At 73.6% G+C, this 13,950-nt stretch carries 14 protein-coding genes; 13 read left to right on the forward strand and 1 reads right to left on the reverse strand.

The window, feature by feature from the left end:
• The first annotated feature begins 53 nt into the window (after positions 1–53).
• The 13 genes from LH044_RS01060 (at position 54) to LH044_RS01120 (ending at position 12,836) form a co-directional block, all read left to right on the forward strand.
• Complete coding sequence (locus LH044_RS01060) at positions 54–1,055, forward strand: lysophospholipid acyltransferase family protein (protein ID WP_227757945.1); 1,002 nt, start codon at positions 54–56, stop codon at positions 1,053–1,055.
• Positions 1,056–1,093: 38 nt separating this feature from the next.
• Entirely contained in the window at positions 1,094–2,416 is a 1,323-nt protein-coding gene (locus tag LH044_RS01065) for a hypothetical protein (RefSeq protein ID WP_227757946.1), read from the forward strand.
• A gap of 76 nt (positions 2,417–2,492) precedes the next feature.
• The gene (thrS, locus tag LH044_RS01070) at positions 2,493–4,517 is read left to right on the forward strand and encodes a threonine--tRNA ligase (RefSeq protein ID WP_227757947.1); all 2,025 of its coding nucleotides are present in this window, start codon (positions 2,493–2,495) and stop codon (positions 4,515–4,517) included.
• A 3-nt stretch (positions 4,518–4,520) separates the two neighbouring features.
• The gene (locus LH044_RS01075; RefSeq protein ID WP_227757948.1) at positions 4,521–5,054 is read left to right on the forward strand and encodes an HIT family protein; all 534 of its coding nucleotides are present in this window, start codon (positions 4,521–4,523) and stop codon (positions 5,052–5,054) included.
• A gap of 146 nt (positions 5,055–5,200) precedes the next feature.
• Positions 5,201–5,833 carry a hypothetical protein gene (locus LH044_RS01080; protein ID WP_227757949.1) on the forward strand — a complete coding sequence of 211 codons (633 nt, stop codon included), beginning with the start codon at positions 5,201–5,203 and terminating at the stop codon, positions 5,831–5,833.
• A 239-nt stretch (positions 5,834–6,072) separates the two neighbouring features.
• Positions 6,073–6,771, forward strand: a complete 699-nt coding sequence (locus tag LH044_RS01085) for a CDP-alcohol phosphatidyltransferase family protein (protein WP_227757950.1) — start codon at positions 6,073–6,075, stop codon at positions 6,769–6,771.
• A 24-nt stretch (positions 6,772–6,795) separates the two neighbouring features.
• Positions 6,796–7,752 (forward strand): phosphatidylinositol mannoside acyltransferase, encoded by a 957-nt coding sequence (locus tag LH044_RS01090; RefSeq protein ID WP_227757951.1) that lies wholly within the window; start codon positions 6,796–6,798, stop codon positions 7,750–7,752.
• Positions 7,753–7,762: 10 nt separating this feature from the next.
• Positions 7,763–8,869, forward strand: a complete 1,107-nt coding sequence (locus tag LH044_RS01095) for a glycosyltransferase family 4 protein (protein ID WP_227757952.1) — start codon at positions 7,763–7,765, stop codon at positions 8,867–8,869.
• 122 nt (positions 8,870–8,991) lie between these two features.
• On the forward strand, positions 8,992–9,813 hold the full coding sequence (locus LH044_RS01100; RefSeq protein WP_227757953.1) for a M48 family metalloprotease: 822 nt from the start codon (positions 8,992–8,994) through the stop codon (positions 9,811–9,813).
• A 125-nt stretch (positions 9,814–9,938) separates the two neighbouring features.
• Positions 9,939–10,853, forward strand: coding sequence for a pyridoxal 5'-phosphate synthase lyase subunit PdxS (gene pdxS / locus LH044_RS01105; protein ID WP_227757954.1), 915 nt, complete (start codon positions 9,939–9,941; stop codon positions 10,851–10,853).
• Between the two features lie 22 nt (positions 10,854–10,875).
• Positions 10,876–11,454, forward strand: coding sequence for a pyridoxal 5'-phosphate synthase glutaminase subunit PdxT (gene pdxT, locus LH044_RS01110; RefSeq protein WP_227757955.1), 579 nt, complete (start codon positions 10,876–10,878; stop codon positions 11,452–11,454).
• 120 nt (positions 11,455–11,574) lie between these two features.
• Positions 11,575–12,324 (forward strand): YebC/PmpR family DNA-binding transcriptional regulator, encoded by a 750-nt coding sequence (locus LH044_RS01115; protein WP_227757956.1) that lies wholly within the window; start codon positions 11,575–11,577, stop codon positions 12,322–12,324.
• The gene (locus LH044_RS01120) at positions 12,321–12,836 is read left to right on the forward strand and encodes a peroxiredoxin (RefSeq protein ID WP_227757957.1); all 516 of its coding nucleotides are present in this window, start codon (positions 12,321–12,323) and stop codon (positions 12,834–12,836) included. Before LH044_RS01115 ends, LH044_RS01120 begins: the two co-directional genes overlap by 4 nt.
• Before the next feature lie 53 nt (positions 12,837–12,889).
• On the opposite strand, the gene LH044_RS01125 is transcribed toward LH044_RS01120, so the two are convergent.
• Positions 12,890–13,819: a type IV toxin-antitoxin system AbiEi family antitoxin domain-containing protein gene (locus LH044_RS01125; protein WP_227757958.1), complete on the reverse strand. Its 930-nt coding sequence runs from the start codon at positions 13,817–13,819 to the stop codon at positions 12,890–12,892.
• Positions 13,820–13,950 lie beyond the last annotated feature (131 nt).

The following is a 13,950-nucleotide window of genomic DNA, read 5'->3' on the forward strand; positions in this document are numbered from 1 at the left end:
CGTCCGCAGTGGTGGCCGCCAGCGTTGGGCCCGGAGCGAGGGGAGGGAACCCGTTGGCCGACGAGCAGCAGAAGCGAGACGCCGGGCAGCTGCAGTCCGTGTTCCGCGCCATGCTTACGCCGCCCTTCAAGTTCCTCTGGAACGTCACGACCGAGGGCATGGACAACGTGCCGGCGTCCGGCGGGGCGATCATCGCCCCGAACCACATCTCGGTGCTCGACTCGTTCTTCGTCCCCCTCGTCCTGCCCCGCCGCATCACCTACGTGGGCAAGGCGGAGTACATGGACGACTGGAAGACCAAGTGGCTCTTCCCGGCCATGGGCATGATCCCGATCGACCGCTCCGGCGGCGACGCCGCCAAGGCTGCGCTCGACGCGGCGGCCGGCTGCCTCGAGGCCGGTGAGCTCTTCGGCATCTACCCCGAGGGCACCCGCGCCCGTGACGGCCTGCTCCACAAGGGCCACACCGGCGTCGCCCGGCTGGCCCTGCGCACCGGCGTGCCGATCGTGCCGGTCGGCATCATCGGCTCCGACGAGGTGCAGCCGCCCGACTCCCGCTACCCCCAGCCGTTCCGCCGGGTGCACATCCGCTTCGGCCGCCCGATCGACGTCGAGCGCTACATGGACCGGGCGAGCGACCGGTTGGTGCTGCGCCAGATCGTCGACGAGGTGATGTACGAGATCCGGAACCTGTCCGGCCAGACGTACGTCGACACGTACGCCACCAAGCCGGCCAAGGCCCCGGTGGTGCCGACCGTCGTGCCGACGGTGCCCGAGGAGGAGGTCGAGCACGACGACCGCCCGGTGGCGCCGGTCATCCCGATCGACCGGCCGTCGCGCCCGGCCGAGCCCGCGGCCCCGGCCGCCTCCGAACCGGCCGCCTCCGAAGCGGTCGCCGGCAACGGCGGCCCGGCCACGCCGGCCGTGGTGGTGGCCTCGGCCGCAGCCGGTCCGACCGACCTGTCGATCGAGTCCGACGGCGTCGAGCGCCGGTCCTCGGCGGCCGTGCTCCGTTCGAGGCCGCTCGACCTGGACCTCGCCCTCACCGGCGCCTGAGCGTCGCTCGACCGGTCGCGGTCGGTAGCGTCGCCCGGATGAGGGGAGCACGGGTGGGTGCGGTCGGCCTCGTCGCGCTGCTGGCGCTGGCGGTGGTGGTCACAGGGTGCACGGACGACGGCGTGGACGGGGGCTCGGCCACCACGGCGCCGTCGACCTCGCCGCCACCGTCCACGACGTCGACGACGCCGCCCCGCCCCGAGGTGCACGCGCAGCTCCGCGACCCGGCCGTGCCGGTGGTCGACCTCCCGACCCCTCCGTTCGAGGGCGCGGCTGCGGTCCTCGGCAACGACGGCGACGACGTGGTCGCGTTCGGCGGCCAGGTCCCGAAGTACGGCCTCAACTACCTGCCGACGGGCGACGTCGCCGTGCTCGACGCCGCCACGCTGTCGTGGTCGGTGCTGCCGCCCGCGCCGTTCGAGGACCCGTTGATCTGGCCCGAAGGGGTGGTCGCCGACGGCCACCTGCTGGTGAGCGGGCCCGCGTGCGTCGGCGACGAGCCGGTGGCGACGACCGCGCCGGCGTGCCGGCCGGGCCACGTCCAGACCGCACGGCTCGATCTCGCGGACCGGACCTGGCAGTTCGTCGGCGACCCGCGGTCGCCCCGTGGCACCGAGCTGGTCCGGCTGTGGGCCACGCCGACCGGCGTCCTGTCCATGGCGGCGGACAACGGGTACCGGCCGGCGGCGGGCGAGGCGGAGTGGTCGTTCCTGCCGACCGGGGCACACGAGTGGCGAGCGGTCGACGACCCTCCGATCCCGATGGCGGTGGCGTGCGGCTCGGGTGGCACGGTCGCCGTCGCCTCGGTCGAGCAGTCGTCCGACGGCGTGTCGTGGGCTGCCGCCGGCGAGGGCGTCGAGACCGCGTCGGACCGCTTCCGCAACGTGCGGGCGGTGTTCTGGGACGACGAGGCCGGTTCGTGGGGTGCGCCCACCGCCGCGGCGGTGTCGGAGCCCCTCGACCTCATGGGCGGCGCCTGCACCGCGGAGGGCCTCGCGTGGGCGGCGATGGCCGATCGGTTCGCGCTCCCGACCGGCGCGCGGGTCGACGACGCCGACCAGGGCCTCTACCTCGCCCGTCCGGGGTCCACGACCTGGGACCGCCGGCCGTTCGAGCCGCCACCGGGCGTCGGGCCGTCGCGCGACGTCCAGCGGCCGCTCCCCACCATGGCCGACCCCGACGCCGTGGTGCTGCCCGCCGTCGGGACGGCGACCAGGCGGGTCCTCGCGATCGACTCCGGCGCCTGGAGCGACTGGGTCGCGCCCGACGTGGCACCGGAGTCGCTGTCCGGCGCGTCGCTGGGCGGCCGGGCCGTGGCCCGGGATCCGCGCCGGGGCGGCCTGGTCGCCGTCGCCCACTGATCGGGCGCCGTCGCGTCGGCGCCACGCCCGCGAACCCGGTTCGGGGCGGCTGGGGCCCGCCGGTAGCCTGCGACCCATGTCCGACATCGCCATCAAGCTGCCCGACGGTTCCGAGCGCACCCTCCCCGAGGGCGCGACCGGCACCGACCTGGCGGCGTCGATCGGCAAGCGGCTGGCCAAGGACGCCCTGGTCGTCGAGGTGAACGGGGAGCCCGTCGACCTGAGCCACCGGCTCTACGACGGCGACGCCGTCCGCATCGTCACCGTCAAGGACGCCGAGGCGCTGGAGCACATCCGCCACTCGACCGCCCACGTGCTCGCGCAGGCCGTGCTGGAGCTCTGGCCCGGCGCCACCTTCGCCGGGGGCCCGGCCATCGAGGACGGCTTCTACTACGACTTCGAGCTGCCCGGCGGCGAAACGTTCTCCGACGAGGACCTGGCGCGCATCGAGGAGAAGATGCGCTCGATCATCGCCGCGAACCAGACGTTCGAGCGCTTCGAGCTACCGGTCGACGAGGCTCGCGAGCTCATGGCGGACCACCCGTACAAGCGGACGTTCATGGACCTGGCCGCCGCCGCGGCCGCGGGCGGGGACGACGTGGACGACGCCGTGGTCGACGAGCTCGCCGCCGACGTGGTGGACGGGTCGACGATCAGCTTCTACCGGAACACGCCCGGCTTCGTGGACATGTGCCGCGGTCCGCACGTCCCGTCGACCGGCAAGCTCGGCCACTTCAAGCTGATGCGGGTCGCCGGCGCCTACTTCCGCGGCAGCGAGCAGAACCCGATGCTCCAGCGGATCTACGGCACGGCGTGGGCGACCGACGCGCAGCTCAAGGAGCACCTGCACCGGCTCGAGGAGGCGCAGAAGCGCGACCACCGGCGGCTGGGCGCCGAGCTGGACCTGTTCAGCTTCCCCGACGAGGTCGGCTCCGGCCTGGCGGTGTTCCACCCGAGGGGCGGCCTGATCCGCCGGCTCATGGAGGACTACTCCCGGGAGCGCCACGAGCAGGCCGGCTACGAGTTCGTGTACTCGCCCCACATCACGAAGGGCGAGCTGTTCCAGACGTCGGGTCACCTCGAGTGGTACGCGGACGGCATGTACCCGCCCATGGAGCTCGATCCGGGCGCCGGCGGGTCGGGCACCGAGTACTACCTCAAGCCCATGAACTGCCCGTTCCACATCCTGATCTACCGGAGCCGGACGCGGTCCTACCGCGACCTGCCCCTGCGGATGTTCGAGTTCGGGACGGTGTACCGCTACGAGAAGTCCGGCGTCGTCCACGGCCTCACGCGGGCCCGCGGCTTCGCCCAGGACGACGCCCACATCTTCACCACCAAGGAGGAGATGGGGAACGAGATCTCGTCGCTGCTCGACTTCGTGCTCGACCTGCTGCGCGACTACGGCCTCGACGACTTCTACCTCGAGCTGTCGACCAAGCCCGAGACGAAGGCGATCGGCTCCGACGAGGAGTGGGACGAGGCCACCGAGGCGCTGCGCGTCGCCGCCGAGGGCAAGGACCTCGAGCTCGTGCTCGACCCGGGCGGCGGCGCCTTCTACGCCCCGAAGATCTCGGTCCAGGCCCGTGACGCGATCGGGCGGTCGTGGCAGATGTCGACGATCCAGGTCGACCTGATGCTCCCCCAGCGCTTCGACCTCAGCTACATCGGCGCCGACGGCGAGAAGCACCGGCCGGTGATGATCCACCGCGCCCTCTTCGGTTCGGTGGAGCGGTTCTTCGCCGTGCTGCTCGAGCACTACGCCGGTGCGTTCCCGGCGTGGCTGGCCCCGGTGCAGGCCAAGGTGCTGCCGGTCGCCGACGCCCACGCCGACTACGCCCACGAGGTCGCGGCCGAGCTGCGGGGCCACGGGTTCCGGACCGAGGTGATCGCCGCGGACGAGACGCTCGGCAACCGCATCCGCCGCGCCAAGGGCGAGAAGGTCCCGTACGTGCTCGTCGTCGGCGACGACGACGTGGCCCACCGCACCGTCGGCGTGAACCCCCGAGCCACCGACGGGCAGCGCGGCGAGGTCGAGCGCGACGTCACGCTGGGCTCGTTCGTGCAGCGCCTCGGCGCCGACGTCGCGTCCAAGAAGTAGCCGGTGGCGCTGGACCACCTCTGGGCCACCTGGCGGTCCGCGTACGTCGCCGGGGTGACGGACGGCCGTGACGCCGGGGCCCCGGCCGCCGCCGAGCCCGACGACGGGCGCTCGCTCTTCGAGCGGATCCTCGACGCGCCCGGCACCGACGAGGAGAAGCAGATCGTCCTGCGCGCCGACCGGTGCTTCGTGATCCTGAACCGGTTCCCGTACACGTCGGGCCACCTGATGGTGCTGCCGCTGCGGGCGGTGCCCGACCTCGAGGACCTCGATCCCGACGAGTTCGCCGAGCTGTGGGCGCTGGTGCGCGACGCGGTGACCGCGCTCAAGGCGGGTCTGGGCTGCGACGCAGTGAACGTCGGCATCAACCTCGGCACGGCGGCGGGAGGGTCGCAGGCCGACCACCTCCACGTGCACTGCGTGCCCCGGTGGATCGGCGACGCCAACTTCATGACGGTGGCGGCGGAGACCCGCGTGCTGCCGGTGTCGCTCGACGAGGCCCGCACCCGCATCCGGGCGGCCTGGCCTGCCGGCTGAGGCGGGGCCAGCCCGCCGGCTGAGGCGGGGCCAGCCTGCCGGCTGAGGCGGGGCCAGCCTGCCGGCTGAGGCAGCACCAGCCTGCCGGCTGAGGCAGTGCCAGCCCGCTTTCAGATCGGTGAGGTGCGACCGCTACGGTCGAGGTCGTGACGCAGCCCGACGACGGAGACGCAGCCGATCGCGACGCCCGCTCGGGTGGCGAGCCGGTGTCGCCGTCGCCGGCGGCCGAGGAGCTGCTCGACCAGGAGGGCGCCGACCTCCGAGCCGCCCTCTCCGGTGACGACGACTACGCCGACGAGCTGCCCGAGGACCTCGACGTCTCGGAGTTCGTCGGCCCCTACACGTTCCCCAACAACAACCGCCGACGGATCCCCGCCGCGATCTACCTCGTGCTCGGCGCGGCGTGCGTGGTGCTGTTCGCCCTGAACGACACCGACAGCGCGCTGATCAACACCGGGACGCTGTGGGCGGGGGTGGGCCTGATCGCCTTCGGCGCCTACGGCATGATCGCCGGCTGGACGCTGACGGTCGAGGAGTCCGACGCCCTGGCGACCGCCTCGGGGACGGTCGGCTTCGCGGTCGGCCACGCCTCGGCGCAGATGGCGTGGCGGGGCTGGCTGTCGCGGCCGACCTGGCGGATCCTCTGCTACTCGGCCGAGAACCCGCCGAAGCAGCGGGGGATCGTGCTCGTCGACGGCGTGTCGGGCGAGGTCATCGAGTGGTTCGCCGAGGAGAACCCCGAGGACTGGTCGCAGCTCGACGGCTCGCTGACCGCCTGACCGGCGCCGGCCGGGGCTCCCGCACGCCGTCCGGCTGAGACCGCTGTCGGGTGCCCGACCGGCACCCGGGGGTGTCCTTCACTTTTCCGGGCTCCCGGGTTACGGTGGGTGCTAACTCCAGTTAGCACCCGCGGCCGCCGCCGGGGCGCGCCACCCGAGCGTGGCGACCGCACCGGCGCCGTCGGCCCCCGGATCCCGGACCGACCGGGCGGGCGGGGTGCAGAGACGAGGCCGACCCCATGTTCGACGGGAACTTCCGCACCCAGGTCGACGCCGCCGTGAAGCCCATCGGCCAGAGCATCAAGCGCCTGGGCATCACCGCCGACATGATCACCGCCGCCGGCATCGTGATGGCCGTCGCGGCCGCGGTCGCCATCGGCTGGGGAGCGCTCAGCCTGGGCCTGCTGTTCCTCGTCCTCACGGGCCTGCCCGACCTGATCGACGGTGCGGTCGCCAAGGCCTGGGGCACCTCCTCGCAGCGCGGCGCCTTCTTCGACTCCGTCTCGGACCGGCTGACCGACGGGCTCCTGTTCGGCGGCGTGACCTGGTACCTCGCGGCGTCGGACGGTCGTCCGTGGGTCGTGATCCTGCCGGTCGCCTGCTACGTGTCCGCCTCGCTCGTCTCCTACATCCGGGCGAAGGCCGACGCGCTCGGGCTCGACGGCAGCGGCGGCCTGGTCGAGCGCGCCGAGCGGTTCATCCTCCTCGGCGTCGGCCTGCTGTTCTCGCAGCTGCTGCTGGTCGTCCTCGCGGTGATCATCGTCCTGAACCTGATCACGGCCGGCCAGCGCTTCGTCAAGGTGTGGAAGCAGGCTGCGGCGCCGGCGCCGGCGCTGTCGGACCGTCGCCGGTCCCGGGCCCGGCGCACCGGTCGCACCTCGGGCTCCCGCTGGGCCGAGCAGCGCGCCGGCCGCGCCGAGCGCCGCCCCCGTCGCTGACCCCGGTCGAGCGCACCGCACCCCATGGAGCTGTCCGTCGGCGGACTCCGCCTCGCCTCGCGCCTCGTACGCGCCGTACCCGGCCCGGTCGGCGCCGCCGCGGCCTCGGCGCTGGGACGCCTGGCCGTCCCGCTCTCCGGTGACCAGCGGCTGATCGCCGAGCGGAACATGCGCCGGGCGCTGGGTCCCGACGCCAGCGACGCGCAGATCCGGCGGGCCGTGCGGCAGGTGTTCCAGAGCTACGCCCGCTACTGGTTCGACACCCTGCGACTTCCCGCGCTCACCCCGACGCAGGTGGCCGACGGCATCTCGATCGAGGGCCTCCACCACCTCACCGAGGCGATCGACCGGGGCGTCGGACCGATCCTGGCGCTGCCCCACGTCGGTGGGTGGGAGTGGGCCGGTCGCTACCTCGGCACCGAGCACGGCTGGAACGTCAGCGCGGTGGCCGAGAAGCTCGAGCCGCCGGAGCTGTACGAGTGGTTCCTCGACCTGCGCGACGAGCTCGGGATGCGGATCATCCCGCTCGGCCCGTCGGCCGGTTCCGAGTCGGCGAAGGCGCTGGCCGACGGCGACGTGATGTGCCTGCTGTGCGACCGCGACCTCGCCGGGTCGGGCATCGAGGTCGGCTTCTTCGGGGAGCGCACCACGCTGCCGGGCGGGCCCGCGCTGATGGCGCTGCGCTCCGGCTCACCCCTGCTGCCGACCGCCGTCTACTTCCGCGGCAGCCGCTGCCACGGCGTCGTCGAGGCGCCGCTCGACACCGAGCGCCGCGGCCGGCTGCGCGACGACGTCGAGCGGGTGACCCAGGACCTGGCCCACGCGCTCGAGCGGCTGATCCGCATCGCGCCCGAGCAGTGGCACCTGCTGCAGCCCAACTGGCCGAGCGACCTCGTCGCGCTCGGGCTCGACGACGGGGTCGCGCCGTCCGGCGCCGAGCCGACGGGCGACGCCGAGGGCCGCCCGGCCGCCTCCCGGTAGGGTGCCGCCCGTGCGCATCGGACTGGTCTGTCCCTACAGCCTGACCATGCCGGGCGGTGTCCAGGGCCAGGTGCTGGCGCTGGCCCGGTCGATGCGCCGCCGGGGCTACGAGGCCCGGGTGCTCGCCCCGTGCGACGGCCCGCCGCCCGAGCTCTTCGTCACGCCGCTCGGCAACAGCCTGCCGACGGCGTCGAACGGGTCGGTCGCGCCGGTCGCCCCCGATCCGGCGGCGCAGTTCCGGACGATCCGGGCGCTGTGGGACGAGGCGTTCGACGTCGTCCACCTGCACGAGCCGCTGGCGCCCGGGCCGACGCTCACCTCGCTGCTGCTGAAGCCGGCTCCGCTCGTCGGCACCTTCCACGCCGCGGGGTCCCAGCCCGCCTACACCGCCGCGGCACCCGCCGTGCGCTGGGGCGCGGGGCGCCTCGATGTGCGCATCGCCGTGTCCGACGACGCCCGGGAGCTCGCCGAGCGGCACCTCGGCGGCGACTACGAGCTGCTGTTCAACGGGGTCGAGGTCGAGCGGTTCGCGCGCGCCACGCCCGTGCCGACCGACGGGCCGACGGTCCTCTTCGTCGGCCGACACGAGCCGCGGAAGGGTCTCGACGTGCTGCTCGCCTCGGTCGAGCACCTGCCCGCCGACGCCCGCGTCTGGGTGGCCGGGACCGGGCCCGACACCGCCGAGCTGAAGGCCCGCTTCCCCGACGAGCGGATCGAGTGGCTGGGGCGGATCGACGACGACGAGCGCGACGCCCGGCTGGCCGGCGCCGACGTGTTCTGCGCCCCGTCGCTCGGTGGCGAGTCCTTCGGGGTGATCCTCCTGGAGGCGATGGCCGCCGGGACGCCGGTCGTGGCCAGCGACATCCCCGGCTACGCCAAGGTCGCCACTGCGCCCGGACCCGACGGCTCGGTGCCGGCCGCGCCGGCCGCGATCCTGGTGCCGCCCGGCGACGCCGATGCCCTCGGCCGGGCGCTGACCCGGGTGCTGACCGACCCCGACTGCGCCGCCGCGCAGCGGGCGCTCGGCCACGAGCGGGTCCGCCCGTTCGACATGGAGCTGCTCGCCGAGCGGTACCTCGACCGCTACCGCCAGCTCCTCGGCACGCCGATCGGCTGACGGCCGGTGCCCCCTCGGCAGGGGCCCGTGCCGAGTCGGCAGGGGGCCGGTGCCGCCCCGGATGGCGGCGCGCGCCCGGCGGGCTGCGGTCCGGTGGCGCCCCGCCGCTAGATTGGAGCGCCGTGTCGACCTCATCCACGCCCGCCGGGACCGCCGCCGTCGCCGCCGACTTCGATCGCCGCACCGACGCCGTCGTCCGGGCGCTGTCGCTGTTCGGGATCATGCCCGGGATGGTCGTCGCCGTGGTCGTGGCCGTCCTCGTGAGCCCGCTGCTGGGCGTCGCGGCGGTGGTCGTCGTGGCGGGGGCGTGGGCGGTCGCCGTGCACCTCCGGGCCCGGGGCTCGCTCGACAAGGTGCTCGCCACGACCGGGGCGACGCGCATGGCGCCCGAGGACTTCCCGCGCTGGACCAACGTCGTCGACGGGCTGAGCGTGACGAGCGGCGTCGGCGACGCCGAGCTCTGGGTGCTCGACGGCGACGAGGCCAACGCGATGGCCGCGGCCTCGACCGAGCGCAGCGCCATCGTCGTGACGAGGGGGCTCGTCGAGTCGCTGTCGGTGGTCGAGCTCGAGGGCGTCGCCGCCAACCTCCTCGGGCGCATCAAGGACGGCTCCGCCCGCTACGGGACGGTCACGTTCGCCCTGCTGGGCGGCCTGCTCGGCTCGGTCGAGCCCGCCGGCCGTGTGGTCGCCGACGGCCTGGGCGAGCAGCGCTCGGTCCAGTCCGACCTGGCCGCTGTCGGCATGACGCGGTACCCGCCGGGCCTGGCCGCGGCGCTCGAGCACCTCGAGCGCATCGGCACCGACGTGCCGTCGGCCGTGCCGTCGGCCGCCCAGCTCTGGTTGGCGTCGACCTCGGCCGACGACGTGGGCGTCGACCCGGCGATCGCCCGCACCGCGCTGCAACCGCTGGCGTACCGCGCCGCCGTCCTGCACGAGCTCTGAGGTCCCGACGGCGCCCGATCGCCGCTGAGAGATCCGTCACCCGCCCTGCCGTGGACCGCCGATCCGGGCGGCGCCGCCGGTTTCGCGCTTCGGGTCGCCCGGGGTGCGGTCGGTAGACTCCTGGCATGTCCCAGTCCGGCTCCACCCCCCGAACCAGCGCTGAGCACCAGACCGGTTCGCAGCTCGTCAAGCGCGGCCTCGCCGAGATGCTGAAGGGCGGCGTCATCATGGACGTCGTCACGCCGGACCAGGCCAAGATCGCCGAGGACGCCGGCGCCACCGCGGTGATGGCGCTCGAGCGCGTGCCGGCCGACATCCGCGTCGACGGCGGGGTCGCCCGCATGAGCGACCCGGCGATGGTCGAGGGCATCCAGGCCGCCGTCACCATCCCGGTCATGGCCAAGGCCCGCATCGGGCACTTCGTCGAGGCGCAGATCCTGCAGTCGCTCGGCGTCGACTACGTCGACGAGTCCGAGGTCCTCACCCCGGCCGACGAGACCCACCACATCGACAAGTGGGCCTTCACCGTGCCGTTCGTGTGCGGCGCCACCAACCTGGGCGAGGCGCTGCGGCGCATCTCCGAGGGCGCCTGCATGATCCGCTCGAAGGGCGAGGCGGGCACCGGCAACATCGTCGAGGCCGTGCGGCACCTGCGGTCGATCACCGGCGACATCCGCAAGCTCACCCAGGCCGACGCCGCCGAGCTGTTCGAGTGGGCGAAGCAGCTGCGCGCGCCGCTGCCGCTCGTGCAGGAGATCGCCGAGACCGGCACGCTGCCGGTGCCGCTGTTCTGCGCCGGCGGCATCGCCACCCCGGCCGACGCCGCGCTGGCCATGCAGCTCGGCGCCCAGGCCGTGTTCGTCGGCTCGGGCATCTTCAAGTCCGACGACCCGGCGCCGCGCGCCAAGGCGATCGTCGAGGCGACGACGCACTTCACCGACGCCGACATCCTGGCCAAGGTCAGCCGCGGCCTGGGTGCGCCCATGACCGGCATCGGCATGGACGAGATCGAGGTCCAGTTCGCGGATCGCGGGTGGTGACCCGGACGCGACCGGTGCCGCGGTGAAGGTCGGGGTCCTCGCCCTGCAGGGGGCGTTCTCGCTCCACGCAGAGGCGCTCGAGTCCCTCGGGGTGGCGACGACGCTCGTCCGCCGGCCGGAGCAGCTCGACGACGTCGACCGGCTGGTCGTGCCCGGCGGGGAGTCGACGACGATGTCGATGCTCGCCGAGCGGGGCGGCCTGCTCGAGCCGCTGAGGGACTTCGCCACCTCCGGCCGGCCCGTGTTCGGCACCTGCGCCGGCGCCATCCTCCTGAGCTCCGAGATCCTCGACGGCCGGGACGACCAGCACTGCCTGTCGGCGGTCGACATCTCGGTGCGCCGCAACGGCTTCGGCCGCCAGATCGACAGCTTCGAGATCGACGTGCCGGTGCCCGCGCTCGACGAGGCGGGGCTGGGCGACCGGCCGTTCCACGCCGTGTGCATCCGGGCGCCGGTCATCGAGCGGGTGGGCCCCGACTGCGAGGTGCTGGCCACCATCGACGGGAATCCCGCGCTGGTGCGCAGCGGCGCGATCATGGTGGCCATCTTCCATCCCGAGCTCGCCGGCGACCGTCGCCTGCACGAGCTCTTCATCCGCTGACGCGGCGGCACCGGCCACCGCCGACGGCGGGACCGACGCAACCCGGGCGAGACCGGCCCGGGTGAACATCGCAACGCGAACGGGCTCGGACCGCAGCCCGGCGCAATGAACAGGAGCGGCATGTCCGGGCATTCCAAGTGGGCGACGATCAAGCACAAGAAGGGCGCCGCCGACGCCAAGCGGGGCAAGCTCTTCGCCAAGCTGATCCGCCAGGTCGAGGTCGCGGCCCGCAACGGCGGCGGCGACCCCGACATGAACCCCACGCTGCGGACCATGTTCCAGAAGGCGCGGGACGCGTCGGTGCCCCTCGACACCATCGAGCGCGCCATCAAGCGCGGCACCGGTGAGCTCGAGGGCGTCACCTACGAGGAGGTCACCTACGAGGGCTACGCGCCCCACGGCGTGGCCATCTACATCGAGGCGCTGACCGACAACCGCAACCGCACCGGTCCCGAGGTCCGCTCGATCTTCTCGAAGCAGGGCGGCTCGATCGCCGAGCCGGGTGCGGTGGCGTGGCAGTTCGAGCGCAAGGGCCTCGTCATGGTGCCGGGCTCGGTCGACGAGGACGAGCTGATGCTCGCCGCGATCGACGCGGGCGCGGACGACGTGACCGACGACGGCGAGCACTGGCAGGTGACCTGCGAGGCGCAGCTGACCGCGGCCGTGCGCCAGGGGATCGAGGACGCGGGGATCGCCGTCGACTCGTCCGACCTCACGATGCTCCCGAGCTCGATGGTCGAGCTGGACTCGGTCGAGTCGGCCAAGGGCGTGCTGCGCCTGGTCGACGCGCTCGAGGACCACGACGACGTCCAGCACGTGTACGCCAACATGGACATCCCCGACGACGTCCTCGCGGCGATCGACGCGTGACCCCTCCCGAGGACGCGACCGGAGCGATCGACGCCGCACCCGACGTGCTGCGGGTCGGGGACCCGGCCCCCGACTTCACCCTCGACGGCGTCGACGGCCGCACCGGCGAGCGGATCACGGTCACGCTGTCGGCGCTGCGGGGGCACCCGGTGGTGCTGGCGTTCTACCCGGCGGACGACTCGCCGGTGTGCACCGCGCAGCTGAACGAGTACACCCGGACGATCGCCGACTTCGACGACCTGGACGCGACGGTGCTGGCCCTGTCGCCGCAGTCCCCCGAGTCCCACCGGGACTTCGCCGACGGGCAGGGCGGGTTCGCCTTCCCGCTGCTGTCCGACGAGGACCTCGCCGTCGGCCACGACTACGGCGTGGTCGGCCTGCTCGACCTGTACCGGCGCTCGACGTTCGTGATCGACGCCGCCGGCGTCGTGCGGTACGCGCACCGGTACCTGAACGCGGCGGCGGGCTACCGGACGACCCCCGACCTCGTCGAGGTCCTCTCCGGGATATAGGGGTGCACAGCGACAAACCTTGTCGCGATCCTGACCACAGAAATCCTGCGAGATCACGACCAGGTCCGCTCGATCTCCACGAGCTTGCGGACGACGGTGGTCGCGCACCACTCCGGCGACCGCCTGATCTGGCGCCAGGTGAAGCGCAGCGGCCACCACCCGTGGAGGACGAGCAGGTCCTGCCGGTGGCGGTCGAGCTCGAAGCCGTCCCGGGTGCCGTGGACCCCGAAGCCGTCGCCCTCGAGGAAGAGCTTGTGCCGGGGGTACGCCAGGTCGAGCCGGAAGCGCTCGCCGTCGACCGTGACCGGGTGCTGCAGGACCGGCGCCGGGGCGCCGTAGGTGCGGAGTGCGGCGAGCAGCTCGACCTCGAGGTCGCTCTCGGCCGCGGCGCTGTCCCGGCCGAGCGATCGCAGCAGCTCGCCGATCGGTCCGGCGCCGTTGCGGCCCTGCGCCGAGACCCGGCGGTAGATCCGCCACACCTCGTCGAAGCTGGCCCGACCGGAGTGGACCGCTCGGTGGAGCGCCTTCTCGAGCTCGAGCTCGTCGATGAGGAGGCCGACGTCGACGAGGGTCCGTGCCGGCGTCGTGACCGGTGTCCCGGCGAGCTCCATCACCTCGGTGTCCAGCAAGTCGTCGCTGCGGTGGACGATCACGTCGTCGAGCGAGTGGGTGCGCCGGCGGGTCACCGATGCATGGGGGGTGTGGATGCTGCGCGGCACGAGGTCGTGCACCTCGGCGGCGGTCCGGTGCGACACGACCCCGCCGGTCCGCCACGCCGCGGCGAGGTTCCGCTGCTCCTGGGTGAGGGGAGCCCCAGCAACCCGGAAGAGGCCGTAGCCGATCTGCTCGGCCCGCCCCTGCTCGAGCCGGTAGCGGATCTGTCGCCGGCTGAGCCCGGCGGCGATCGCGTCGGACGTCCGGTACAGGCCGTGGTGCGCGGCAGCCCACGCGTGCAGTCGGCCGTCGGGACTCGTGTCATCCACATGGCCCAGCAGTACCGACCGTCGGCCTGACCTGTCAGCGGGGATCGGTCCCCCTTGACCTGCGGCGTCGGCGGCGCTCCCGATTTCTGAGGTCGGGATCGCGACAAGGGTTGTCGCTGTGCACCCCTATA

The organism is Dermatobacter hominis, assembly GCF_020715685.1.
Taxonomy (GTDB): Bacteria; Actinomycetota; Acidimicrobiia; order Acidimicrobiales; family Microtrichaceae; genus Dermatobacter; species Dermatobacter hominis.